The organism is Telluria sp. AZSoR62, from assembly GCF_058111565.1.
The window spans coordinates 37,237-62,189 of sequence record NZ_JBYTST010000008.1 but is presented as its reverse complement, the minus strand read 5'-3'; the positions used below and the strand labels follow the sequence as shown (position 1 = coordinate 62,189).

The window sequence follows — 24,953 nt, the reverse complement described above, 5'->3', positions numbered from 1 at the left end:
TTGCAGAAGGTATAAGGCGGTGCACCGCGTGCGCGTGCAGCTGGCGGGAATCTTGGACAACAATTTGGCAGCGCCGAAATGCGTCGGTTCTGCACAAACCGTACCTGTGGATATCAAGAACCTTATCCACAGGTGGCCTATGGACAAGCGTTTACGTTCTGGTAAGCTTGCCTCAACGAATCGCAAACGGAGGGGCCGTGGAGCTCGATGTGCTGTGTGAACTGGCCATGCCAGCCAGGGCGGGGAAAGCCGATGCACGTCCATTCGCCACCGGAACCCGTGCCGGCCGCATGCCCTGTTTGCGAGGACGCTAAGCTGTGGAATCGGCTGGCGAGTACGACTACATCATCGTCGGGGCCGGTACATCCGGCTGCGTGCTGGCCAACCGCCTCAGCCGCAACAAAGACCTGAACATCCTGCTGCTCGAGGCCGGCGGCAGGGACGACTACCTGTGGATCCACATCCCGGTCGGCTACCTGCACTGCATCGGCAATCCACGCACTGACTGGCTGTTCCGTACCGAAGCCGAGGCGGGCTTGAATGGCCGTTCGCTCATCTATCCGCGGGGGAAAGTGCTGGGCGGTAGTTCGTCGATCAACGGCATGATCTACATGCGCGGCCAGCCAAGCGATTATGAGCGCTGGGCCGATGTGGCGGGCGACGATTCCTGGCGCTGGGACCAGGTCTTGCCGCTGTTCCGGCGCAGTGAAGACCACTACGCCGGGGCCAGCGAATTGCACGGCGCCGGCGGCGAGTGGCGGGTGGAAAAGCAGCGGCTGTCCTGGAAGATCCTGGATGCCTTCCGCGATGCCGCGGCCGAAGCCGGCATCCCGAAAATCGATGACCTGAATGCCGGCCTGGGCGAGGGGTCAGCGTACTTCGAGGTCAACCAGCGCCGCGGCATCCGCCTGAATACGGCCAAGGCTTTCCTCAAGCCGGCGGCGCAGCGCCCGAACCTGACCATCATGACCGGCTGCCACGTCGAGCGCTTGCTGTTCGCCGAGACGCCCCAGGGCCCGGTCTGTACCGGCGTGCAATTTACCGGCGGCTTACAAAGCCTGTTTGCCACCGCGCACCGCGAAACCCTGCTCGCCGCGGGCGCGATCGGCTCGCCCCAGATCCTCCAATTGTCCGGCATCGGCGCGGCGGGCGAACTCCAGCGCCACGGGATCGCGCCGGTGGCGAACCTGCCGGGCGTCGGCGCCAACCTGCAAGACCACCTGCAGCTGCGCATGATCTTCAAGGTCCAGGGCGTGCCCACGCTGAATACCCGCGCCACCAACTGGTTCGGCAAGACCCTGATCGGGCTCGAATACGCCTTGCTCCAGAGCGGGCCGATGTCGATGGCGCCGTCCCAGCTGGGCGCTTTTGCCCGCTCTTCGCCCGACCAGCCGGCGCCTAACCTGCAATTCCACGTCCAGCCGCTGTCGCTGGACAAGTTCGGCGACCCGCTGCACCGCTTCCCCGCATTTACCGCCAGCGTCTGCAACCTGCAGCCGACCTCGCGCGGGCATGTGCGCATTGCGTCAAACGACAGTTATGCGGCGCCGAAGATCACGCCGAACTACCTGAGCACCGATCTCGACCGCAAGACCGCCGCCGCGGCGCTGGCGCTGACGCGCCGCATCGTGGCCGCACCGGCCCTGGCGGGCTACCAGCCGCAGGAATTCATGCCGGGCCCGCAATACCAGACCGAGGAACAACTGGCCGAGGCGGCAGGGCTGGTGGGCACCACGATTTTCCATCCGGTCGGCACCTGCCGCATGGGGCGCAGCGACGATGCGCTGGCAGTGGTTGACAGCCGCCTGCGGGTGCGCGGGGTCGGCAAGCTGCGCGTGGTCGACGCCTCGATCATGCCGTTTATTACCTCGGGAAATACGAATTCGCCGACGATCATGATCGCGGAAAAGGCGGCGCAAGACATCCTGGCCGGGCAATCCTAAGCAGGGTGGATAAGTACAGCGCTTTGTGCAAACTTGCACAACCGGGGTGCGCCGATACGGCAGATGTGCACTGAACACGGCAGCGTGGCTGTATTGTGACAAGGCCGCCTTGTATGTATTATTTGGCAAGCTACTCTCGCGCAGTTCCTGTCGTTTGCATGTCTGGAGATTCAATGGCGGATGTCATCCTGGAGACAAGACAACTCACCAAGGAGTTCAAGGGATTCACGGCCGTCAGCGAGGTCAACCTGCAAGTCGAGCGCGGCCACATCCACGCCCTGATCGGCCCCAACGGCGCCGGCAAGACCACCTGCTTCAACCTGCTGACCAAATTCCTCGTGCCGACCCGCGGGCAGATCCTGTTCAACGGGCGCGACATCACCGCCGCCCGGCCGGCCCAGATCGCCCGCATGGGCATCATCCGTTCCTTCCAGATTTCCGCTGTCTTTCCGCACATGACGGTGCTGGAAAACGTGCGCATCGGCCTGCAGCGCCAGCTCGGCACCAGTTACCACTTCTGGCGCAGCACGCAGTCCTTGAAGCAGCTCGATGAGCGGGCGCTGGCGCTGCTGGCCGAAGTCGGCCTGGAGAGCTTCGCCGCCACCCTGACGGCCGACCTGCCTTACGGCCGCAAGCGCGCCCTGGAAATTGCCACCACCCTGGCCATGGAACCGGAACTGATGCTGCTCGACGAGCCGACCCAGGGCATGGGCCATGAAGATGTCCACAGGGTCACCGAACTCATCAAAAAGGTCTCGAGCGGGCGCACGATCCTGATGGTCGAGCACAACATGAACGTGGTGGCCGGCATCTGCGACCGCATCTCGGTCCTGCAGCGCGGCGCCGTGCTGGCCGAAGGCAGTTATGCCGAGGTGGCGCGCAACCCGCAGGTGATGGAAGCGTACATGGGCACCAGCGATGCAGCGCTTGCAGGAGCGCATCCATGACGGCCGCCCTCGAGATCGCCGACCTGCACGCCTGGTATGGCGAATCCCACATCCTGCACGGCATCAATTTGAAGGTGGAAGCCGGCGAAGTCGTCACGCTGCTGGGCCGCAATGGCGCCGGGCGCACGACCACGCTGCGCGCCATCCTGGGCCTGACGGGCAGGCGCACCGGCTCGATCAAGGTCCATGGCGTCGAGGCGATCGGCCTGCCGACCCACAGGATCGCCCACCTCGGCATCGGCTACTGCCCCGAAGAACGCGGCATCTTCGCTTCCTTGTCGGCCGAGGAAAACCTGATGCTGCCGCCCCAGCTCAGTACCAGGGGCGCAGGCGGGGCAGGGGCGGGCATGACGCTGGACGAGATCTACGCCATGTTCCCCAACCTCTACGAGCGCCGCAACAGCCAGGGTACGCGCCTGTCCGGCGGCGAGCAGCAGATGCTGGCGGTGGCGCGCATCCTGCGCACCGGCGCGCGCCTGCTCTTGCTCGACGAGATTTCCGAAGGACTGGCGCCGGTCATCGTGCAAAGCCTGGCGCGCATGATCACGACGCTCAAGTCCAAGGGCTATACGATCGTCATGGTCGAGCAGAATTTCCGGTTTGCCGCACCGCTGGCGGACCGTTTTTATGTGATCGAACACGGGCAGGTGGTCGAAGCCATCGCTGCCGCAGAACTGACCAGCAGGATGCCGGTGCTCACCGAGCTGCTCGGCGTGTAATCCACCGCAATCGCATGTGTATAACCACAACGGAGACAACATGAAACGTACCGCCATCGCCCTTGCCGCCGCTGCCAGCCTCGGCCTGTCCTTGCCCACCGCGGCGCAAGCGCCGGCCGCCATCTCGGGCGACGTCGTCAAGATCGGTTTCATTACCGACCTGTCCGGCGTCTATTCCGACCTCGACGGCAATGGCGGGGCGGAAGCGATCCGCATGGCGATCGCCGACCTGGGCGGGGCCATCAACGGCAAGAAGATCCAGCTGGTCGTGGCCGACCACCAGAACAAGCCGGACATCGCCGCCTCGAAGGCGCGCGAATGGTTCGACCAGCAGGGCGTCGACCTCCTGATCGGCGGCACCAATTCCGGCGCCAGCCTGGCCATGGCCAAGGTCGCGGCCGAGAAGAAAAAGGTCTTCATCGCCATCGGTGCCGGTTCTGCGCAACTGACCAACGAACAATGCACGCCCTACACGGTCCACTACGCCTACGACACCGTGGCGCTGGCGCGCGGCACCGGCTCGACCATGCTCAAGCAGGGCGGCAAGTCCTGGTATTTCCTGACCGCCGACTACGCCTTCGGCCAGTCGCTCGAGAAGGACACGGCCGACGTCGTCAAGGCGGGCGGCGGCACCGTGCTGGGCAGCGTCAAGCACCCGCTGTCGGCCTCGGATTTTTCCTCTTTCCTGCTGCAGGCGCAGTCGTCCAAGGCGCAGGTGCTGGGCATGGCCAATGCGGGCGGCGACCTGATCAATGCGGTGAAGGCGGCCAACGAGTTCGGCCTGAACAAAAAGATGAAGATCGCCGGCCTGCTGGTGTTCATCAACGATATCCACACCCTGGGCCTGAACACCACGCAAGGCATGTACCTGACCGATGGCTGGTACTGGGACCGCACCCCCGAGTCGCGCGCCTGGGCCAAGCGCTATTTCGCCAAGATGAAGAAGCAGCCCTCGATGGTGCAGGCGGGCGATTACTCGGCCACGATGCAATTCCTCAATGCCGTCAAGGCCACCGGCACCGACAACGCCGACCAGGTGATGGCGCATCTGAAGAAAACCCCGGTGAACGATATGTTCGCCAAGAACGGCATCATCCGCCCGGATGGCCGCATGGTCTACGACATGTACCTGATGCAAGTGAAGTCGCCGAAGGAATCGAAGGGCGCTTGGGATTACTACAAGGTGGTGGCCACCATTCCGGGCGACCAGGCGTATACGAAAAAGGCGGAGAGCAAGTGCGCGTTGTGGAAGTGATCGCCTTGGTCTGACTGTTCGCGTTTCGCGGTCTTCGCCTCTTTGCATCATTAGCTAAACCGTCGTCCCGACGCAGGCCGGGACCCAAGTTCATCGCGTAGCCGGTGCGCATGCAAGATTGGGTTCCGGCCTGCGCCGGAACGACGTTTCAACGCAACGGGACTCGCGTGATGCGCACAGGCGTCATGCATTCCGATACGACTCAACGTACAAGCGGCCCCATGGACATCTTCGGCATCCCCCACCAAGCCCTGCTCAGCCAGCTCCTGCTGGGCCTGGTCAACGGCTCCTTCTACGCCATGCTCTCGCTCGGCCTGGCCGTGATCTTCGGCCTGCTCAACGTCATCAATTTTTCCCACGGCGCACTCTACATGGTCGGCGCTTTTGCCGCCTACATCGGCGCGACCAGCTTCGGCCTGAACTACTGGACGATGCTGCTGCTGGCGCCGCTCATGGTGGGCCTGCTGGGCATCCTGATCGAGCGCTCCATGCTGCGCTGGCTGTACAAGCTGGACCACCTCTATGGCCTGCTGCTGACCTTCGGCATCACGCTGCTGCTGGAAGGGACCTTCCGCTCCTTCTTCGGCGTCTCCGGCCAGACGCTGGACGTACCGGAACAGCTTGCCGGCGCCACCGACCTCGGCTTCATGATCCTGCCGAACTACCGCGCCTGGGTGGTGCTCGCCTCCCTCGTCGTCTGCCTGTCGACCTGGTTCGTCATCGAGAAGACCCGCCTGGGCGCCTATTTGCGCGCCGGCACCGAGAACCCGAAACTGGTCGAAGCCTTCGGCATCAACGTGCCGCTGATGGTCACGCTCACCTATGGCTTCGGCGTCGCATTGGCGGGCTTTGCAGGGGTGCTGGCGGCCCCCGTGATCAACGTGACGCCCTTGATGGGCTCGAACCTGATCATCGTCGTGTTCGCCGTCGTCGTGATCGGCGGCATGGGCTCGATCCTCGGCTCCATCCTCACCGGGCTAGCGCTGGGCGTGATCGAAGGCCTGACGCGGGTGTTCTATCCGGAAGGCTCGGAAGTGGTCGTGTTCGTCGTGATGGTGATCGTCCTGCTGCTGCGTCCGGCCGGATTGTTTGGCAAGGAGAAATAATGAACAAGAAAATCGGCTACCTAGTAGCGCTGGCGCTGTTCCTGGCCGCGCCCTTCTTCGCCTATCCCGTCTTCCTGATGAAGCTGCTGTGCTTCGCGCTGTTCGCCTGCGCCTTCAACCTCCTGATCGGTTTTACCGGCTTGCTCTCGTTCGGCCATGCCGCTTTTTTCGGCAGCGCCGGCTATGTGACGGGGCACCTGTTGACGGTAGCAGGGTTGCCGACCGAGCTGGGCATCGTGCTGGGGGTGGCGGCCTCGAGCCTGCTGGGCCTGCTGATCGGCGCGCTGGCGATCCGCCGCCAGGGCATCTATTTTTCGATGATCACGCTGGCGCTGGCCCAGATGGTGTATTTCGCGGCGCTGCGCTCCCCGCTGACCCACGGCGAGGATGGCCTGCAGGGCGTGCCGCGTGGGCAGTTGTTCGGGCTGCTGGACCTGTCGAATGACCTGTCGATGTATTACCTGGTGCTGGCAATCGCCATCGGTGGCTTCGCGCTGATTGTTCGCATTGTGCATTCGCCCTTCGGGCAGGTGCTCAAGGCGATCAAGGAGAACGAGCCACGCGCGGTCTCGCTCGGTTACGACGTCGACCGCTACAAGCTGCTGGCCTTTGTCCTGTCCGCGGCCCTGGCAGGGCTCGCAGGAGCCACCAAAACGGTCGTGCTGGGCTTCGAGACGTTGACCGACGTCCACTGGACCATGTCGGGCCTGGTGGTCTTGATGACGCTGGTAGGCGGCATGGGAACGATGGCCGGGCCCATTCTCGGCGCCTTCCTGGTGATTGCGCTGGAAAACAAGCTGGGCGACGTCGGCGCCTGGCTGGCGGAAGCCCTCGGCATCGAATGGTTCGCCACCCTGGGCGACTCGGTAGGCATGGTCATCGGCCTGATCTTCATTGTCTGCGTTCTACTGTTCCGCCGTGGTATTGTTGGGGAGATAGGTGCGCTGTTCAAGCGTAGCCGCGACGTAGCGGCTTGAACCAGCATGAGCAGGCACCGGCCACCCGGAGCGAGCATGCTGGAATCCCATTTCGTCGACGTTCATGGCCTGCGCAAGCATTACGTCAGCGCCGGCACCGGCCCTGCCGTGATCCTGCTGCACGGCTTTCCCGATACCCATGCCATCTGGCGCCATCAGATACCGGCGCTCGCCGCTGCCGGCATGCGCGTGATTGCCCCGGACATGCGCGGCTACGGCCTGACCGATGCGCCGCCCGGCACCGGCGCCTATGCCATCGAATTCCTGTGCGCCGACATCCTCGGCCTGATGGACAAGCTGGGGCTGGAAAAGGCGGCGTTGGTCGGCCACGACTGGGGCGGGCTGGTCGGCTGGCAGCTGTGCATGAACGCGCCGCAGCGCTTCGAGCGTTTCGTGGCCCTGTCCACCGGGCATCCGGCGGCAATTGCCAGTGCCGGCGTGGCCCAGCAGATGCGCTTCTGGTACATCCTCGGTTTCCTGATGCCGGTCGCGGCCGAGACGGCAATCCGCGCCAACGACTGGTTCTTCCTGCGCCAGTTGACCAGCCGGCCCGAGCAATTGGCGCTGTGGCGCGCGGCGCTGGAGCCGGAAGGGCGGTTGACCGCGGCGCTGAACTACTACCGGGCGAACATCAAGCTGGGTCGGCCGCACCACTGGCGTCCGGTCGAGGTGCCGGTGATGGGTGTCTGGAGCGACCGCGATCCGGCCCTGGGCGAAAAGCAGATGCTGGACTCGCTCCACCACTGCCGCGCGGGCTTCCGATACGAGAAGTTGGAGCGGGCAGGGCACTGGATGCAGCTGTCGGCGACCGACCGCCTGAACGCCCTGCTGCTCGACTTCCTGCGCCCTGCTGCCTAAAGAACCAGCAGTCTACAAGGCCGCGGCGTAGATTGCCCGCGCGTCTTCGCGACTGACTTCGCGCGGGTTGTTACCGAGCAGCCTGGTCTGGAGCATGGCGTCATCCGCCAGCCGGTCGAGGTCGGACTCCTGGATGCCGACCTGGCGCAGCGTCGTTTCGATTCCCGTCATCGTTCCGATTTGTTGCATAGCAGCAATCAACGCTTCCGCCCTTGCTGTCTCGCTGCCGCGCGCGTCGGGCACCACGATGCCGGCCAGTTCCGCATACAACTTGCCGGCTTGCGGCAGGTTAAAGCGCAGCACGTGCGGTAGAACAAGGGAGTTCGACAGCCCATGTGGGACATGGAAGATGCCGCCGATCGGATAGGCCAGCGCATGCACGGCTGCCACCGGCGCATTCGAAAATGCCTGGCCGGCCAGGCAGGCGCCCAGCAGCATGCTTTGTCTCGCCTGCAGGTCGCTGCCCTGTTCGCAGGCGCGGATCAGGTTGGCCGATAGCAGCGACAATGCTTCGCGCGCCAACGCGTCCGACAGCGGATTTTTCTTGTGCTTGCTGGTATAGGCTTCGATGGCGTGCACCATCGCATCGATGCCGGTAGCCGCCGTGACCATCGGCGGCAAGCCCAGGGTCAGGGCCGCATCCAGGATGGCCAGGTCCGCATACAGTTGCGGTGCGACCACGCCCATCTTGGTGGTGGCGCCGGTAGTCACGATGGCGATGTTCGTCACTTCCGATCCGGTGCCGGCCGTGGTCGGCACCTGCACCAGCGGCAGGCGTTTTCCCGTGACCTTACCGATGCCGTAGATCTCGGAGAGCGGTTGCTGCGACGGCGCCAGCACCGCCACCAGCTTGGCCACGTCCATCGAGCTGCCGCCGCCAAAGCCGAGCACGAGGTCGGCCGCGAATCGGCGGGCCGCGTCGACCGCGTCAAGGATGACGGCTTCCGGCGGATCGGCCACCACGCCAGAAAATACCGCGACATGCATGCCGGCCTGCTCCAGGCTGCGCCGGGGCTGCTCGAGCAGGCCGGTGCGCACGAAGCCGGCATCGGTCACCACCAGCACCCGCCGGGTGCCGGGAAAGCGTTCGGCGATCACGTCGCCCAGGCGTGCGCTCAGGCCGGGTTCCGACAGGATCGTGGCAACGGTGCTGAAGGCGAAAGCGGTCATGCGGCGTTTCCTGGTTGTTATCGCATCAGCTTACCGCATCTGTTGGCGCTCGCGTGAGCTGCCTTGATGCAAGAGCCTGCCGTACAATGCAGCCTCTGCATTCCTTGATTTCTTTCCATGATTGATTTTGCTTGGCTCGGCGCTGCTGCGTTTACTGCCGGCCTGGTCGACGCCGTTGTCGGCGGCGGCGGCCTGATCCAGATTCCCGCCATTTTTTCGGTGTTGCCGAAAGAAGTGCCTGCTACCCTGCTTGGGACCAATAAGTTTGCCAGCATCTTCGGCACCAGCGCTGCCGCGCTGAACTACGCGCGCCGGGTGAGGGTGGCCTGGAGTACCGCGGCGCCTGCCGCGATGGCCGCTTTTATTTTGTCATTCGCCGGTGCCTGGACCGTCACACGGGTGCCCGCTGATTTCGTGCGGACGCTGTTGCCGTTCATCCTTGTTGCCGTCGCCGTCTACACATTCAAAAAGAAAGACCTCGGCGCCGTGCATGCCCCGGTGCACAGCGGACTGGCCGAGCGTTACTGGGCCATCGGTATTGGTGCGGCGATCGGGTTCTACGATGGCTTCTTCGGCCCGGGTACCGGCAGCTTCCTGATCTTCCTGTTCGTGCGCTTCTTCGGCTTCGACTTCCTCAGCGCGTCGGCTGCGGCCAAGATTGTCAACGTGGCCTGCAATTTCTCGGCGCTGATGTGGTTCGGTTATAGCGGACACCTGCTTTGGCAATTGGGCCTGATGATGGCCGGCTGCCAAGTGGCGGGTTCGCTGATCGGTACGAAGCTGGCGCTGAAACATGGCAGCGGTTTTGTGCGCAAACTATTTTTGGTGGTGGTGTCCGGGTTAATCGTGAAGACAGCGTACGACGCGTTCCGGACGATTGGCTGGTGATTGTTCCACGTGAAACAAGGAAGCCGGGCTTGCCCGGCTTTTCTTTTGTCAGCCTATTTGTTCCACGTGAAACACTCAGACGGCCGCGCTCCCTGCCGGGCTAACTGTTCCACGTGAAACAAAAACTGTCGTTTTCGGACCGCTGCAGAGTCCCTAAAGAAAAAAGAATCTATAATCGCGCATTAGTCTCCTCGCCTTGCGCACATCATGCTATTTCCAACTGAATTCGACGTCATCGTCGTCGGCGGCGGCCATGCCGGCACCGAAGCTGCACTCGCGTCTGCTCGCACCGGTCAAAAGACCCTGCTGCTGACCCATAACATCGAAACCCTGGGCCAGATGTCCTGCAATCCGTCCATCGGCGGCATCGGCAAAGGTCACCTCGTCAAGGAAGTGGACGCCCTTGGCGGCGCCATGGCGATCGCCACGGACGAGTCGGGCATCCAGTTCCGCATCCTGAATTCGTCCAAGGGCCCGGCAGTCCGTGCCACCCGCGCCCAGGCCGACCGCATCCTGTACAAGGCGGCGATCCGCTCGCGTATCGAAAACCAGCCGAACCTGTGGCTATTCCAGCAAGCCGTCGACGACTTGATGGTGGAGGGCGACCGCGTGGTCGGCGCCGTCACCCAGGTCGGCTTGCAGTTCCGCGCCCGCGCCGTGGTGCTGACCGCCGGTACTTTCCTGGACGGGAAGATCCACGTCGGGCTGCAAAGCTATTCAGGCGGCCGCGCGGGCGACCCGCCGGCGATGTCGCTCTCCAGCCGCCTGAAGGAACTCAAGCTGCCGCAAGGGCGCCTGAAGACGGGAACGCCGCCGCGCATCGATGGCCGCAGCATCGATTTCTCGGTGCTGGCCGAGCAGCCGGGCGACCTCGATCCGGTGCCGGTGTTCTCGGTCATGGGCAATGCCGCCATGCACCCGCGCCAGGTGCCGTGCTGGGTCACCCATACCAACGAGCAAACCCACGACATCATCCGCGCCGGCCTGGACCGCAGCCCGATGTACACGGGAGTGATCGAAGGCGTCGGCCCGCGGTACTGCCCATCGATCGAGGACAAGATCCACCGTTTCGCCACCAAGGAATCGCACCAGATTTTCCTGGAACCCGAGGGCCTCACGACCAACGAGTTCTATCCGAACGGGATTTCGACCAGCCTGCCGTTCGACGTGCAGCTGGCCCTGGTGCGCTCGATGAAGGGCATGGAAAACGCCTTCATCCTGCGCCCTGGCTATGCGATCGAATACGATTATTTCGACCCGCGCGCCCTTAAGGCTTCGCTCGAAACCAAGTCGATCAAGGGCCTGTTCTTTGCCGGACAGATCAACGGCACCACCGGCTACGAAGAAGCCGCGGCCCAGGGCTTGCTGGCAGGCCTGAACGCGGCCCTGCAAACCAAGGACGAGGAGGCCTGGACCCCGGGCCGCTCGGAAGCCTACCTGGGCGTGCTGGTCGACGACCTGACCACCCAGGGCGTGGCCGAGCCCTACCGCATGTTCACCAGCCGCGCCGAATACCGCCTGTCGCTGCGCGAAGACAATGCCGACATGCGGCTAACGGAGATCGGCCGCAAGCTGGGTCTGGTGGGTGACGCCCAATGGGCCGCATTCGAGACCAAGCGCGAATCCGTCGCACGCGAACTCGAGCGCCTGCGCTCGACCTGGGTCAACCCGCGCATCCTGGCAGCGGCCGAATCCGAGCGCGTGGTGGGGCAGGCGATCGAGCGCGAATACAACCTGGCCGATCTGCTGCGCCGTCCGGGTGTGCAGTACGACACCTTGATGACGATGAATGGCATCGAAGGCCAGGCGCTGGCCGGACCTGGCGTGGAAGACCCGGCAGTCAAGGAACAGGTGGAAATCCAGCTGAAATACGCCGGCTATATCGACCGCCAGGCCAAGGAAGTGGAGCGCCACGACCACTACGAGAACCTGAAGCTGCCCGAGAACCTGGATTACCTGGAGATCACCGCGCTGTCCTTCGAGGTGCGCCAGAAGCTCGACAAGGGTCGTCCGGAAACGCTCGGCCAGGCTTCGCGCATCTCGGGTGTCACCCCGGCCGCGATCTCGCTGCTGCTGGTGCACCTGAAAAAGCGCGGCGCCAAGGGCTTTACCACTACCACCAACGCGGAGCTGGCTGAATGAAGTATTTTGACCGCGCCGCCCTGGCGCAGGTGCTCGGCGAAGGCATCGCCGAGATGCAACTCGACCTGACCCAGGCGCAGCAGGACCGGCTGCTGGATTACCTGGCGCTGATGAACAAGTGGAACAGCGTCTATAACCTGACGTCGCTGCGCGACCCGATGCAGATGGTGACCCACCACCTGCTCGATTCGCTCGCCGCGGTGCCTGCCTTTGCAGGTGCGCGCAATGTGCTGGACGTCGGGGCAGGCGGGGGCCTGCCCGGGATCGTGCTGGCCATCTGCCGTCCCGATATGAAGGTGTCGATGATCGACACCGTGCACAAGAAAACCGCCTTCCTCAAGCAGGTCAAGGCGGAGCTGGAATTAGCCAATGTCACCGTGTACACGATGAAGGTGCAAGACCTGGCCGTGAGCGACAAATTTGACGTAATTACCTCGCGTGCGTTCGCCGACCTCTCCGATTTCCTGGACTGGTCGGGCCACCTGTTGGAAGAGGGCGGCAGATTCATCGCCTTGAAAGGGGTGGCGCCGCCAGAGGAGCAAGAGCGTATTCCAGGGGAGTGGAAAGTAAGCGGTTTGCAGCCCCTGCAGGTGCCAAAGCTGGGCGCCGAACGCCACCTGGTCTTCGTCGAGCGCGCCACGGCCGCTACGAACTAAACAAAATAAACCGTATAAATCGTTTATACCGTTTAAACGGTACGAACCATTAAAATGGTTTGTACGGTATGAACGGTATAGCGTCTTGCTCTTGCACCGTATCATTGCTTCCATGGATAAGAATAGATGGCGAAGATTTTTTGCGTAGCGAACCAGAAGGGTGGCGTCGGCAAGACCACCACCAGCGTCAACCTGTCGGCGGGGCTGGCCAAGCTTGACCAGCGCGTGCTGCTGGTCGACCTCGACCCGCAGGGCAATGCCACCATGGGCGCCGGCATCAACAAGGCCTCGCTGTCGAGCTCAATCTACCAGGTGCTGCTGGGCGAGGCCGACGTCGCCACCGCGCGCATGCGCTCGGAGGCGGGGCGCTTCGATGTATTGCCCGCCAACCGCGAGCTGGCCGGCGCCGAAGTGGAGATGGTCTCGCTCGAGAACCGCGAGCGCCGCCTGAAGGACGCGCTGGCCGCGGTCAGCCAGGACTACGATTTCATCCTGGTCGACTGCCCGCCGGCCTTGTCGCTGCTGACCCTGAACGGCCTGTGCGCCGCGCACGGCGTGATCATTCCGATGCAGTGCGAGTACTACGCGCTCGAGGGCCTGTCCGACCTGGTCAACACGATCAAGAAGGTGCACGCCAACCTCAATACCGACCTGCGCATCATCGGCCTGCTGCGCGTGATGTTCGATCCGCGCATGACGCTGTCGCAACAGGTCTCGAGCCAGCTCGAGCAGCACTTCGGCGACAAGGTGTTCACCACCATCATCCCGCGCAACGTGCGCCTGGCCGAAGCGCCGTCCTATGGCATTCCCGGCGTGGTGTTCGATCCCGCGTCCAAGGGCGCGCAGGCGTACATCGCCTTTGGCGCCGAAATGGTCCAACGCATCAAGACGATGTAATCCTGAAAAAAGAAAGCTGACACAGAAATGGCAACCAAAAAACTGAAAGGCCTCGGCCGCGGCCTCGACGCCCTGCTGGGCGGCGACAGCGAAGCGGCGCCCGCCCAGGCGCCTTCCTCGCTGCGCGTGACGCAGATCCAGGCCGGCAAGTACCAGCCGCGCACCCGCATGGACGAAACGTCGCTGAGCGAACTGGCGGCCTCGATCAAGACCCAGGGCATCATGCAGCCGGTGCTGGTGCGTCCGCTGGGGGAGGGAGCGAAAGTGCCTTACGAGATCATCGCCGGCGAGCGGCGTTTCCGCGCGGCCCAGATGGCGGGCCTGGAGGAAATCCCGGTGCTGGTGCGCGACGTCGACGACCAGTCTGCCGCGGCCATGGCCCTGATCGAGAACATCCAGCGCGAAGACCTGAACCCGCTCGAGGAAGCCCAGGGCATCCAGCGCCTGATCAGCGATTTCGATTTCACCCACGAGCAGGCGGCCAACGCGGTCGGCCGCTCGCGCAGCGCGGTGTCGAACCTGCTGCGCCTGATCAACCTGGCTTCGCCCGTCCAGACCATGCTGATGGCGGGCGACATCGACATGGGCCACGCCCGCGCCCTGCTGGCGGTGGACAGCGCGCACCAGATCACGCTGGCCAACCAGGTCATCGCCAAGCGCCTGTCGGTACGCGAGACCGAAAAGCTGGTCGCCCGTGCAATCGAGGAACAGGCCAGCCCGGCGGCCGGCGCGCGCGCCAAGGACAAGCCGGGCGACATCGTGCGCCTGGAAGAAGAACTGTCGGACAAGCTCGCCACCCCGGTGATGTTCAAGATGGGGACCAAGGGCAAGGGTCAACTGATCATCGACTTCGCCGATCTCGACATCCTCGACGGCGTGCTGGCCCGCCTGCGCGCCTGAATTGTGTCATCGCACAGGGTGGCCAAATGGAACTGGCCACCCTGCAAACAGCCTGGCTGCTCGACAGTTAAGTAATTGAAAAGATGGAGTTTTCACTACGATTTCTGTTGCTTTCAGCGCATCTTTACACAGCAGTTATAAGTCGGGAAACGTTTGACTCACGTCCGTATAACCACTTATAATCCCGCTGATTCGTGTAATTACCACATCGTAACTCGTCCCAATGCGCTAGCGCGGAATAAGAAAAACATGCTGCGCATCGTCTCCCTGCAATTGATGGCAACGGTAGTCGTCGGCCTCATCGCCGCACTACTGGGGGGACTGGCTGCGATGTTTTCGGCAATGCTGGGCGGTTTGTGCTGTGTTGTGCCCAACGCGATCATGGCAGCACGCCTGTTTGCCGGCACCAAGGCGCCGGGTGGGGCGAATCCTGCGACATTCTTCATCTGGGAATTTGTAAAGATTGCATTGACGGTCGCGCTTCTGTTCGCGGTCGCCACGCTGTACCACGATCTGAACTGGCTGGCGCTGATCGCCGGGTTCATCGTGGCGCTGAAGAGTTACATCATCTTATTATTTAGGCACCGATAATGGCGAATCCAACTGTAGACGGCGCAGCAGCACACGCGCCCACCGCTTCAGAATACATCAAACACCACCTGGGCCACCTGTCGAACCAGCACCAGAACGGTCCGGTCGACTTCTCCGTCATTCACTACGACACGCTGTTCTGGTCGATCGCCATGGGCGTGATCGGCTGCCTGATCATGTGGATGGCTGCGCGCCGCGCCACTTCGGGCGTGCCGGGCCGTTTCCAGGCTGCCGTCGAGATGCTGGTCGAGATGGTCGAAGACCAATCGAAATCGATCGTCCATGGCGACCGCAGCTTCATCGCCCCGGCCGCACTGACCGTGTTCGTCTGGGTTGCCCTGATGAACTCGCTGGACTTCCTGCCGGTCGACATGTTCTCGTACCTCTTCAGCCTGGCTGGCGTGGAAAACATCTTCCCGTACCACCGCGTGGTCCCGACCGCCGACCTGAACGGCACCATCGGTATTTCGCTCGGCGTGCTGATCCTGATGCTGTACTACGGCATCAAGGTCAAGGGCCTGGGCGGCTGGCTCCACGAATTGTTTGCAGCACCGTTCGGCATCTGGATGGCGCCGTTCAACCTCCTGCTGAACATCATCGAATACGCAGCAAAAATGGTGTCGCTCGGTATGCGACTGTTCGGCAACATGTTTGCCGGCGAGCTGCTGTTCCTATTGATCGCTTTGCTTGGTTCGACCGCTACCATCTTCGGTTTCGTCGGCCAGGTAATCGCAGGCTCGATCTGGGCGATCTTCCACATCCTGATCGTGTTCCTGCAGGCCTTCATCTTCATGATGCTGACGCTTGTGTACCTCGGTCAGGCCCATGAAGGCCACTGATCGGCGCCGCAAGCATCGAACAGATAGTGGTTGTAAAGAAGTTGTAGTTTTTAATCTAGTTTTCAATTTAACTTTTGGAGTAACTCATGACTGACCTTTCTTTTGTTGCACTGGCTTGCGGTTTGATCATCGGCCTGGGTGCTATCGGTGCTTGCATCGGCATCGCCATCATGGGCGGTAAATACCTCGAAGCTTCTGCACGTCAGCCAGAACTGATGAACACCCTGCAGACCAAGATGTTCCTGCTGGCTGGTCTGATCGACGCGGCATTCCTGATCGGCGTTGGTATCGCCATGCTGTTCGCATTCGCAAATCCGTTCACCCCACCTGTCTAATAACACGACAGTCTGGTTTTGAAGGGCCGAACCATCACGGTTCGGCATCCGTTTTTGTGAGAAGGAAAATACCGTGAACCTTAACGCAACGATGTTTGCACAGCTCGTGGTCTTCCTCATCCTGGCAGGCTTCACGATGAAATTCGTGTGGCCTCCACTGATGAAAGCGCTCGACGAGCGCGCTGAGAGGATTGCGAATGGCCTGGCCGCTGCTGACCGTGGCAAGGCCGACCTGGCCGCCGCTGAAAAGCGCGTGCAGGCTGAAATGGCAGGCGCCCGTGACGAAGTCCAGAAACGTATCGTCGACGCCGAAAAGCGCGCTGCCCAGATCATCGACGCAGCCAAGCTGACCGCCAACGAAGAAGCCGCCCGTATCGTCGCCGCAGCCAAAGCCGACGCCGAGCAGCAAGTGACCCGTGCCCGCGAAGAACTGCGCGGCCAGGTTGCCGCACTGGCAGTGCAAGGCGCCGAGCAGATCCTGAAGCGCGAAGTGAACGCATCGGCCCACGCCGACCTGCTGTCGAAACTGTCGACCGAGCTCTAATCATGGCAGAAATCGCAACCGTCGCCCGCCCTTACGCCGAAGCGCTGTTCCGTGTTGCCCAGTCGGGCGACATGGGCGCCTGGTCGGCCATCGCATCGGAATTGGGCCAGATCGGCGCCAATCCCGATGTGCAGGCTTTTGCCAGCAACCCGAACGTCACGCCGGCACAGCTGGGCGACACGATTGCGTCCCTGGTCAAGTCGCCGCTGAACGCTGAAGCGAAGAACTTTATCGCGATGCTGGCCGAAAACGGCCGCGTCACCCTGCTGCCCGAGATCGCCGTCCAGTTTGCGGCACTGAAGAACGCCCACGAAGGCGCCGCCGATGCGAGCATCTTCAGCGCCTTCGAGATCTCGGGTGACCAGCTGGCCCAGCTGGTCGCTACGCTGGAAAAGAAATTTGGCCGCAAGCTGAACCCAACGGTAACAGTGGACCCTTCGCTGATCGGTGGTGTGCGCGTGGTCGTCGGCGACGAAGTGCTCGATACCTCGGTGCGCGCCAAGCTGCAACAGATGCATGTTGCACTGGTGTCGTAACTGAACATCGCATTTCGCCCGCCCGCGCCGCGCCCTTGCCCTACGCATCAAAAACATTAGGAGTTAGCACTCATGCAACTTAATTCATCTGAAATCAGCGAACTGATCAAGAGCCGCATCCAGGGCCTCGAAGGTTCGGCTGACGTTCGCAATCAAGGCACGGTGATCTCGGTCGCCGACGGTATCTGCCGCATCCACGGTCTGTCGGACGTGATGCAGGGCGAAATGCTGGAATTCCCTGGCAACACCTTTGGCCTGGCGATGAACCTCGAGCGCGACTCGGTCGGCTCGGTCATCCTGGGCGCCTACGAGCACATCTCGGAAGGCGACATCGTCAAGACCACCGGCCGCATCCTGGAAGTGCCGATCGGTCCTGAACTGCGTGGCCGCGTGGTCAACGCGCTGGGCCAGCCGATCGACGGCAAGGGTCCGATCGCCACCACCATGACCGCCCCGATCGAAAAGATCGCGCCAGGCGTCATCGCCCGCGAATCGGTCTCGCAGCCTATGCAGACCGGCATCAAGTCGATCGACGCGATGGTGCCGATCGGCCGCGGCCAGCGCGAGCTGATCATCGGCGACCGCCAGACCGGTAAATCGGCTGTCGCAGTCGACGCGATCATCAACCAGAAGGGCCAGGGCGTCACCTGCGTGTACGTCGCAATCGGCCAGAAGGCATCGACCATCAAGAACATCGTGCGCTCGCTCGAGACGCACGGCGCGATGGAATACACCATCGTCGTGGCGGCATCGGCGTCGGAATCGGCCGCCATGCAATACATCTCGGCCTACTCGGGCTGCGCGATGGGCGAATACTTCCGCGACCGCGGCGAAGACGCGCTGATCGTGTACGACGACCTGTCCAAGCAGGCCGTTGCCTACCGCCAGATCTCGCTGCTGCTGCGCCGCCCACCAGGCCGCGAAGCCTACCCTGGCGACGTGTTCTACCTGCACAGCCGCCTGCTCGAGCGCGCAGCACGCGTGAACGCCGACTACGTGTCGAAGTTCACCAACGGCGCCGTCACCGGCAAGACCGGTTCGCTGACCGCACTGCCGATCATCGAAACCCAGGCGGGCGACGTCTCGGCCTTCGTGCCGACCAACGTGATTTCGATTACCGACGGCCAGATCTTCCTGGAGACCTCGCTGTTCAACGCCGGTATCCGTCCTGCGATCAACGCCGGTATCTCGGTGTCGCGCGTCGGTGGTGCAGCACAGACCAAGGTCATCAAGAACCTGTCGGGCGGTATCCGTACCGACCTGGCCCAGTACCGTGAGCTGGCCGCGTTCGCGCAGTTCGCATCGGACCTGGACGAGTCGACCCGCAAGCAGCTGGACCGCGGCGCGCGCGTCACCGAACTGCTGAAGCAGCCGCAGTTCTCGCCGCTGTCGACCTCGCTGATGGCCGCCTCGCTGTTCGCCGTGAACAAAGGCTACCTGGACGACGTCGAAGTCAAGAAAGTGCTGCCGTTCGAGCATGGACTGCACAACTTCCTGAAGTCGGGCCACGCCGCCCTGATGTCGAAGATCGACGATACCAAGCAACTGGACAAGGACGGCGAAGCTGCGCTGGCCGCCGCCATTGCTGATTTCAAGAAATCCGGCGCATATTAATCGTCAAACCGGCGTCGCCCGAGGGCGGCGCCGGTGCGCGGAAGGAGTAAGGACTCATGGCAGCAGGCAAAGAGATTCGTGGCAAGATCAAGAGCGTAGAAAATACGAAGAAGATCACCAAGGCGATGGAAATGGTCGCCGCATCGAAAATGCGCAAGGCGCAGGACCGTATGCGCGCCGCCCGTCCCTATAGCGAGAAGGTGCGTGACATCACCGCCAATCTGGCTGGCGCGAACCCGGAATACACCCACGCATTCATGGCGCAAGCCAAGGGCGTGTCGGCAAAGGCCGTGGGCTTCATCGTCGTTACGACCGACAAGGGTCTGTGCGGCGGCATGAACACCAACGTGCTGCGCCAAGTGACCGTCAAGGCGCGCGAACAGGAACAGGCGGGCAACCGCGTCGAGGCCGTTGCCATTGGCAACAAGGGCCTGGGCTTCCTGAACCGCATGGGCATGAAACTGGTGTCGCAAGCCACCCAGCTCGGCGATACGCCGCACCTGGAGAAGCTGATCGGCCCGGTCAAAGTGATGCTGGACGCGTACCAGGAAGGCAAGCTCGATGCTGTCTACCTGTGCTACACCAAGTTCATCAACACGATGAAGCAGGAACCGATGGTCGAACAGCTGCTGCCGCTGCCGGCCAAGCACCTGCAGACCGAAGCGGGCGCGCACAGCTGGGACTACATCTACGAACCGGAAGCGCAAGTCGTCATCGACGAGCTGCTGGTGCGTTACGTGGAAGCGCTGGTCTACCAGGCGGTGGCGGAAAACCTGGCGTCCGAGCAATCGGCGCGCATGGTCGCGATGAAGGCCGCGAGCGATAACGCCGGCAGTGTCATCAGCGACCTGAAGCTGGTCTACAACAAGACCCGCCAGGCTGCGATTACCAAAGAACTCTCCGAGATCGTCTCTGGTGCTGCAGCTGTTTAAGCTGAACATCCACCGATCAAGTAAAAGAATCTAATTATATTTCTGAAGGAACGAACATGGCTGATGGCAAAATCGTTCAGTGTATCGGCGCAGTGGTTGACGTGGAATTCCCACGTAACGCCATGCCGAAAGTGTACGACGCACTGAAAATGGAAGGCTCGGATCTGACCCTGGAAGTCCAGCAGCAGCTGGGTGACGGCGTGGTCCGTACCATTGCTCTGGGTAGCTCGGACGGCATGCGTCGCGGCATGATCATCCAGAACACCGGCAATCCAATCATGGTCCCGGTCGGCACCCCGACCCTGGGCCGCATCATGGACGTGCTGGGCAACCCGATCGACGAATGCGGTCCGGTCAGCCACGAGCGCATGGCATCGATCCACCGCGATGCACCGGCCTACGACGAGCTGTCGCCATCGACCGACCTGCTGGAAACCGGCATCAAGGTCATCGACCTGGTCTGCCCGTTCGCCAAGGGCGGTAAAGTCGGCCTGTTCGGCGGCGCCGGCGTCGGCAAGACCGTCAACATGATGGAACTGATCAACAACATCGCCAAGGCACACTCGGGTCTGTCCGTGTTCGCCGGCGTGGGCGAGCGTACCCGCGAAGGTAACGACTTCTACCACGAGATGGCCGATGCCAAGGTCGTCGACCTGGAAAACCCTGCCAACTCGAAAGTGGCAATGGTCTACGGTCAGATGAACGAACCACCAGGCAACCGTCTGCGCGTCGCGCTGACCGGCCTGACCATGGCCGAAGCCTTCCGTGACGAAGGCAAGGACGTGCTGTTCTTCGTCGACAACATCTACCGCTACACCCTGGCCGGTACCGAAGTCTCGGCACTGCTGGGCCGTATGCCATCGGCGGTGGGCTACCAGCCTACCCTGGCCGAAGAGATGGGCCGCCTGCAAGAGCGCATCACCTCGACCAAGACCGGTTCGATCACCTCGATCCAGGCCGTCTACGTCCCTGCGGATGACTTGACCGACCCGTCGCCTGCTACCACCTTCGCCCACCTGGACTCGACCGTCGTTCTGTCGCGTGACATCGCTTCGCTGGGTATCTACCCTGCGGTCGACCCACTCGATTCGACCTCGCGCCAGCTGGACCCGCTGGTCGTCGGTGAAGAGCACTACGCCACCGCGCGCGCCGTGCAGAACACCCTGCAGCGCTACAAGGAACTGCGCGACATCATCGCGATTCTGGGCATGGACGAACTGGCTCCGGAAGACAAGCTGGTCGTCGCCCGCGCCCGCAAGATGCAGCGTTTCCTGTCGCAGCCTTTCCACGTCGCTGAAGTCTTCACCGGCGCACCAGGCAAGTACGTTTCGCTGAAAGACACGATCAAGGGCTTCAAGATGATCGCATCGGGCGAACTGGACCACCTGCCGGAGCAGGCCTTCTACATGGTCGGCACCATCGAGGAAGCCATCGAGAAAGCCAAGAAACTGGCAGCTGCTTAAGCTGGTTTCTTAATCTAGAGGACAGACATGGCAAACACTATGCAAGTGGACGTGGTTTCGGCCGAAGCGCAGATCTTCTCCGGTCAGGCCGAATTCGTCGCGTTGCCGGGTGAAGCGGGTGAGCTGGGTATCTACCCACGCCACACCCCCTTGATCACGCGCATCCGTCCGGGCGCCGTGCGCATCCAGAAGGCTGGCGGCGGCGAAGAGTTTGTCTTCGTTGCCGGCGGCATCCTCGAAGTGCAGCCGAACGGCGTGACCGTGCTGGCCGACACCGCGATCCGCGGTAGCGACCTGGACGAAGCCAAGGCACTGGAAGCCAAGCAACAGGCCGAAGAGCTGATGCTGAACAAGGAATCGAAGATCGACTACGCGAAAGCCCAGGCCGAAATGGCCGCGGCGATCGCGCAGCTGGCTGCGATCCAGAAGCTGCGTTCGAAAGGACGCTGAGCACGGCATCCGCACCACGCGGACCGCAAAGAGGCAGCCTTCGGGCTGCCTTTTTTATTTCAGCGCAGGGCGCATGCTGTGCAGGCGTGCCGGCCTGCGTCGCGCCGCTGCCGCAAGTAGCGCCAGCCCTGCAGCCAGCATGCCTACGCCGCCCGGCTCGGGAACCGCGCTGACCTGCAAGCTCGCGGTAGCGGCAATACTGCCCATGGTCCAATAGCTTGGCACTTCCGGGTCGACCGGCAGTGCCGAAAACTCCACAATGCCCGTCACGCTGGTTCCGCTGATCGTTTGCGGCGCCAGCGGATCGTCCCCGAAGCTGCCTGGCGGTCCCGATATCCAGGTGTTGATGGAGATGTAGTAGTTGCCGCCTACGACAGGATAGGGGTAGATCAGGTAGGACAAGCCATTCTGGTAGGAAGAGTCGCTCCAGCCGATCCTGGCGATGCCGTCGCTATCCGAAAAGTCGACCGACCTGCCACCCATGCGCAAGCTATAGGAGATGTCGGCGGCATAGTCGTCGCATCGGTCTGGCTGGCAGATCGCCCCGGCGCCTTCCGGATCGAACACTGTATTCACCGTGAGCACGAAGGGCAGGGGCCCTCCGGAGTGGTCGTAGAAATTACCGAGGCCTATCTGCTCGAGAATGAAGGGGCTGGGATGCATCTGGCCGGTCAGGTGGGTGGTGATGCGCACAGGTTCGGCCGCCGCCGCCAGGGGCAGGGCAAGCACGACCGCGGACAGCTGCCTGGTGAGATTCATGCCGTGCTCCCGAAGGGTAGACGCAGGCCAGTATAGGCCGGTCGTTTTTCCTCCGCGCGCGCACGCTTGCGGCGTTGTGGGCATGCCGCATCCTCGCTCGCTCAAGCCTGCGAACGCATCGAACGCGACGTTGTTTGCCTAAGCGCATCTTCCTGCCGGCACGATTCGGTAGCGTGCTAGTGCCTGCCTCGCATTGGGCTTAGTATGTTCCTGACACCGTGACCGTGAGTCCACCATGCCAAGCACCCCGCCACCCGGCCAGGAGCGGCAAGCCCCGGCCGAAGCTTCGTTCCGCCAGACCTTGTACCGCTTCCTGTTCTTCGACTGGCTGTTCCGCGATGTGAACGCCGCGCGCAACCTGTATGAGCGCCACGCCGCGCGCCAGCACAACCAGCGCATGAGCCGCTACCTGCCGCTCTACATGCGCCGCTGGTCCCTGCTGGCCGCCTTCGATTTCACGCTGGGCGTGCTGTTCGAGCGGGTGCTGCAGGCAACCATGCTGTCGGCCTGGTTCTTTACCTGGTCGTGCATGACCGTCACGGGCCTGGTCGTGATCGCCGTGACCTGGCTGTTCCTGGCCAGCGCCAAGCTGTCCTGAGCGGCATCCTGCCACCGTTCAGCTGCATATTTACGCCGTTTATCGGCTGTCGCTTCCGGCCGTCGCCTGGCGATTGAAGGTTTGTCCATCCCTGTCTATAGTTGTTGAACACCTCACAACAACGAAAGGGACACCGATCATGCTGCTTCGCCCCGCCATCTGCGCCGCCGTACTGCTGCTCTGCCACGCCCATCCCGCCCTGGCCCAGGATGCCGCCAAGGCCCCCTTGGCCGTGCAGGACGTGGCCGGCCGCATCGACGCCTCGATCGCTCCCTTTTTCCAGCCCGATGCGCCGGGCGCCACGGTCATCGTGGTCAAGGATGGCAAGACGGTGCTGCGCAAGGCCTACGGCATGGCCGACACGGGCAAGGGCGTGAAGATGAACCCGGACATGGTCCTGCGCCTGGGGTCGATCACGAAGCAGTTCACGGCGGTCGGGATCCTGATGCTGGCCGAAGACGGCAAACTTGCCCTCGGCGACGACATCACCCGCCACCTGCCCGACTACCCCGCCCAGGGCAAGAAGATCACGATCGAGCACCTCCTGACCCATACCTCGGGCATCCCGAGCTACACCGGCAAGCCCGACTTCCAGACCCGGATGACGCAGGATGTCAGCGTGGCCCAGATGATCGACTCGTTCAAGAACGATCCGCTCGAGTTCGAGCCGGGTAGCCGCTATCGCTACAACAATTCCGGGTATTTCCTGCTCGGCGCCATCATCGAGAAGATCTCGGGCCAGCCCTACGCGACATTCGTCGAGCAGCGCATCTTCGTCCCGCTCGGCATGCAGAACACGGCCTACGAAGGCTTCGAGCGCGGCAAGGGCGCGCGCGCAGCCGGCCATACCCGTAGCGACAAGGGCTACGGTCCATCCCAGCCCCTGAGCATGAGCCAGCCCTACGCGGCCGGTTCGCTGGTCTCGACCGTGGACGACCTGGCGCGCTGGGACGCGGCGCTCCAGGGCGGCCAGCTGCTCAAGCCGGCCAGCCTGTCGCGCGCCTTTGCCTCGTACCGCCTGAGCGATGGAAAAGACACCAACTACGGCTATGGCTGGGAACTCGGCAAGGTGCAGGGCGTGCCGCTGATCGGGCATGGCGGCGGCATCAACGGCTTTTCGACCTATGCGCTGCGCGTGCCGGAACACAAGCTGTATATCGCCGTGCTGGCCAACAGCGACAGCGGCCCGGCCAATCCGGGCGTGGTGGCGCGCAAGGCGGCCGGCATCGCCATCGGCAAGCCTTACCGCGAGTTCACCGAGGTCACGCTGGCGCCGGCGGCGCTCGACGCCGTGGCCGGCACCTACGAAGTCGAGCAAGGCGTGCAGCGCGTGTTCCGTCGCGAAGGCGCGACCCTGGTCATGCAGCGCACCGGACGCCCGCCCGTCAAACTCAAGGCCGCATCAAACAGCGAATTCTTCGCTCCCGGATCGCTCGAGTATTTCGAGTTCAAGCGCGACGCCAAAGGCAGCGTCACCCAGGTGGTGCAGTACTCCGACAGCGGCGTGCTGGCCCAGCCGCGCAGCGGCGACGCGCCGGCCCCGCGCCAGGCCGTCAAGCTCGACCAGGCCGCCTTCGATGCGCGTGCGGGCCGCTACGAGCTGCGTCCCGGCTTCGTGATCGAATTGAGCCGCGAGGGCGAGCGCTATTTTGCCCAGGCGACCGGCCAGGGCAAGCAGGAGATCTTCGCGTCGAGCGACACGCTGTTCTTCTCGCGCGAGATCGATGCCGAGATCAGCTTCGAGCAGGTAGCCGGGCAAGCCGGGCAAACCTTCGTGCTCAAGCAGGGCGGACGCAGGCAGCCTGGCCGCAGGCTGTGATGTGCTCCCACGCGC

General features: G+C 62.9%; 25 protein-coding genes. 23 read left to right on the top strand and 2 right to left on the bottom strand.

Going from position 1 to position 24,953, the window contains the following annotated elements; all coding sequences use genetic code 11:
* Positions 1-317 precede the first annotated feature (317 nt).
* From AC3XQU_RS13840 to AC3XQU_RS13810, 7 genes are all read left to right on the top strand, one after another.
* Entirely contained in the window at positions 318-1,943 is a 1,626-nt protein-coding gene (locus AC3XQU_RS13840) for a GMC family oxidoreductase (protein WP_489874738.1), read from the top strand.
* Positions 1,944-2,116: 173 nt separating this feature from the next.
* Positions 2,117-2,890, top strand: coding sequence for an ABC transporter ATP-binding protein (locus tag AC3XQU_RS13835; RefSeq protein WP_489874737.1), 774 nt, complete (start codon positions 2,117-2,119; stop codon positions 2,888-2,890).
* On the top strand, positions 2,887-3,609 hold the full coding sequence (locus AC3XQU_RS13830) for an ABC transporter ATP-binding protein (protein WP_489874736.1): 723 nt from the start codon (positions 2,887-2,889) through the stop codon (positions 3,607-3,609). Before AC3XQU_RS13835 ends, AC3XQU_RS13830 begins: the two co-directional genes overlap by 4 nt.
* Before the next feature lie 40 nt (positions 3,610-3,649).
* On the top strand, positions 3,650-4,864 hold the full coding sequence (locus AC3XQU_RS13825; protein ID WP_489874735.1) for an ABC transporter substrate-binding protein: 1,215 nt from the start codon (positions 3,650-3,652) through the stop codon (positions 4,862-4,864).
* A gap of 221 nt (positions 4,865-5,085) precedes the next feature.
* Complete coding sequence (locus tag AC3XQU_RS13820; protein WP_489874734.1) at positions 5,086-5,970, top strand: branched-chain amino acid ABC transporter permease; 885 nt, start codon at positions 5,086-5,088, stop codon at positions 5,968-5,970.
* Positions 5,970-6,947, top strand: coding sequence for a branched-chain amino acid ABC transporter permease (locus AC3XQU_RS13815; protein ID WP_489874733.1), 978 nt, complete (start codon positions 5,970-5,972; stop codon positions 6,945-6,947). The genes AC3XQU_RS13820 and AC3XQU_RS13815 overlap by 1 nt, the downstream gene beginning before the upstream one ends.
* Positions 6,948-6,983: 36 nt before the next feature.
* Complete coding sequence (locus tag AC3XQU_RS13810; RefSeq protein WP_489874732.1) at positions 6,984-7,805, top strand: alpha/beta fold hydrolase; 822 nt, start codon at positions 6,984-6,986, stop codon at positions 7,803-7,805.
* 12 nt (positions 7,806-7,817) lie between these two features.
* Here the strand turns inward: AC3XQU_RS13810 and AC3XQU_RS13805 are convergent, their stop codons facing one another.
* On the bottom strand, positions 7,818-8,975 hold the full coding sequence (locus AC3XQU_RS13805) for an iron-containing alcohol dehydrogenase (RefSeq protein ID WP_489874731.1): 1,158 nt from the start codon (positions 8,973-8,975) through the stop codon (positions 7,818-7,820).
* A gap of 117 nt (positions 8,976-9,092) precedes the next feature.
* On the opposite strand from AC3XQU_RS13805, the gene AC3XQU_RS13800 reads away from it, so the two are divergent.
* The 14 genes from AC3XQU_RS13800 (at position 9,093) to AC3XQU_RS13735 (ending at position 21,762) form a co-directional block, all read left to right on the top strand.
* Positions 9,093-9,863 (top strand): sulfite exporter TauE/SafE family protein, encoded by a 771-nt coding sequence (locus AC3XQU_RS13800; RefSeq protein ID WP_489874730.1) that lies wholly within the window; start codon positions 9,093-9,095, stop codon positions 9,861-9,863.
* A gap of 207 nt (positions 9,864-10,070) precedes the next feature.
* Positions 10,071-12,005 carry a tRNA uridine-5-carboxymethylaminomethyl(34) synthesis enzyme MnmG gene (gene mnmG / locus AC3XQU_RS13795; protein ID WP_489874729.1) on the top strand — a complete coding sequence of 645 codons (1,935 nt, stop codon included), beginning with the start codon at positions 10,071-10,073 and terminating at the stop codon, positions 12,003-12,005.
* Entirely contained in the window at positions 12,002-12,661 is a 660-nt protein-coding gene (gene rsmG / locus AC3XQU_RS13790; RefSeq protein ID WP_489874728.1) for a 16S rRNA (guanine(527)-N(7))-methyltransferase RsmG, read from the top strand. Before mnmG ends, rsmG begins: the two co-directional genes overlap by 4 nt.
* A 126-nt stretch (positions 12,662-12,787) precedes the next feature.
* A complete protein-coding gene (locus AC3XQU_RS13785) occupies positions 12,788-13,558 on the top strand; it encodes a ParA family protein (protein ID WP_489874727.1) in 771 nt (256 codons plus the stop codon).
* A 27-nt stretch (positions 13,559-13,585) separates the two neighbouring features.
* The gene (locus AC3XQU_RS13780) at positions 13,586-14,458 is read left to right on the top strand and encodes a ParB/RepB/Spo0J family partition protein (protein WP_489874726.1); all 873 of its coding nucleotides are present in this window, start codon (positions 13,586-13,588) and stop codon (positions 14,456-14,458) included.
* Positions 14,459-14,707: 249 nt separating this feature from the next.
* Entirely contained in the window at positions 14,708-15,049 is a 342-nt protein-coding gene (locus AC3XQU_RS13775; protein WP_489874725.1) for an ATP synthase subunit I, read from the top strand.
* The gene (atpB, locus tag AC3XQU_RS13770; protein ID WP_489874724.1) at positions 15,049-15,888 is read left to right on the top strand and encodes a F0F1 ATP synthase subunit A; all 840 of its coding nucleotides are present in this window, start codon (positions 15,049-15,051) and stop codon (positions 15,886-15,888) included. The genes AC3XQU_RS13775 and atpB overlap by 1 nt, the downstream gene beginning before the upstream one ends.
* Positions 15,889-15,974: 86 nt before the next feature.
* Complete coding sequence (gene atpE / locus AC3XQU_RS13765) at positions 15,975-16,223, top strand: F0F1 ATP synthase subunit C (RefSeq protein WP_171087272.1); 249 nt, start codon at positions 15,975-15,977, stop codon at positions 16,221-16,223.
* A gap of 73 nt (positions 16,224-16,296) precedes the next feature.
* Positions 16,297-16,767: a F0F1 ATP synthase subunit B gene (locus tag AC3XQU_RS13760; protein ID WP_489874723.1), complete on the top strand. Its 471-nt coding sequence runs from the start codon at positions 16,297-16,299 to the stop codon at positions 16,765-16,767.
* A 2-nt stretch (positions 16,768-16,769) separates the two neighbouring features.
* Positions 16,770-17,303: a F0F1 ATP synthase subunit delta gene (locus AC3XQU_RS13755; protein WP_489874722.1), complete on the top strand. Its 534-nt coding sequence runs from the start codon at positions 16,770-16,772 to the stop codon at positions 17,301-17,303.
* Positions 17,304-17,375: 72 nt separating this feature from the next.
* The gene (gene atpA, locus AC3XQU_RS13750) at positions 17,376-18,917 is read left to right on the top strand and encodes a F0F1 ATP synthase subunit alpha (protein ID WP_489874721.1); all 1,542 of its coding nucleotides are present in this window, start codon (positions 17,376-17,378) and stop codon (positions 18,915-18,917) included.
* A gap of 56 nt (positions 18,918-18,973) precedes the next feature.
* Complete coding sequence (gene atpG / locus AC3XQU_RS13745; protein WP_489874720.1) at positions 18,974-19,849, top strand: F0F1 ATP synthase subunit gamma; 876 nt, start codon at positions 18,974-18,976, stop codon at positions 19,847-19,849.
* Positions 19,850-19,905: 56 nt separating this feature from the next.
* Positions 19,906-21,312 (top strand): F0F1 ATP synthase subunit beta, encoded by a 1,407-nt coding sequence (gene atpD / locus AC3XQU_RS13740; RefSeq protein ID WP_489874719.1) that lies wholly within the window; start codon positions 19,906-19,908, stop codon positions 21,310-21,312.
* 27 nt (positions 21,313-21,339) lie between these two features.
* On the top strand, positions 21,340-21,762 hold the full coding sequence (locus AC3XQU_RS13735; protein WP_489874718.1) for a F0F1 ATP synthase subunit epsilon: 423 nt from the start codon (positions 21,340-21,342) through the stop codon (positions 21,760-21,762).
* A gap of 54 nt (positions 21,763-21,816) precedes the next feature.
* Here the strand turns inward: AC3XQU_RS13735 and AC3XQU_RS13730 are convergent, their stop codons facing one another.
* Entirely contained in the window at positions 21,817-22,521 is a 705-nt protein-coding gene (locus tag AC3XQU_RS13730) for a PEP-CTERM sorting domain-containing protein (RefSeq protein ID WP_489874717.1), read from the bottom strand.
* Between the two features lie 235 nt (positions 22,522-22,756).
* Here AC3XQU_RS13730 and AC3XQU_RS13725 point away from each other — a divergent pair, with 235 nt between their 5' ends.
* Both AC3XQU_RS13725 and AC3XQU_RS13720 read left to right on the top strand, forming a co-directional pair.
* The gene (locus AC3XQU_RS13725; protein ID WP_489874716.1) at positions 22,757-23,119 is read left to right on the top strand and encodes a hypothetical protein; all 363 of its coding nucleotides are present in this window, start codon (positions 22,757-22,759) and stop codon (positions 23,117-23,119) included.
* Between the two features lie 139 nt (positions 23,120-23,258).
* Positions 23,259-24,938: a serine hydrolase gene (locus AC3XQU_RS13720; protein ID WP_489874715.1), complete on the top strand. Its 1,680-nt coding sequence runs from the start codon at positions 23,259-23,261 to the stop codon at positions 24,936-24,938.
* Positions 24,939-24,953 lie beyond the last annotated feature (15 nt).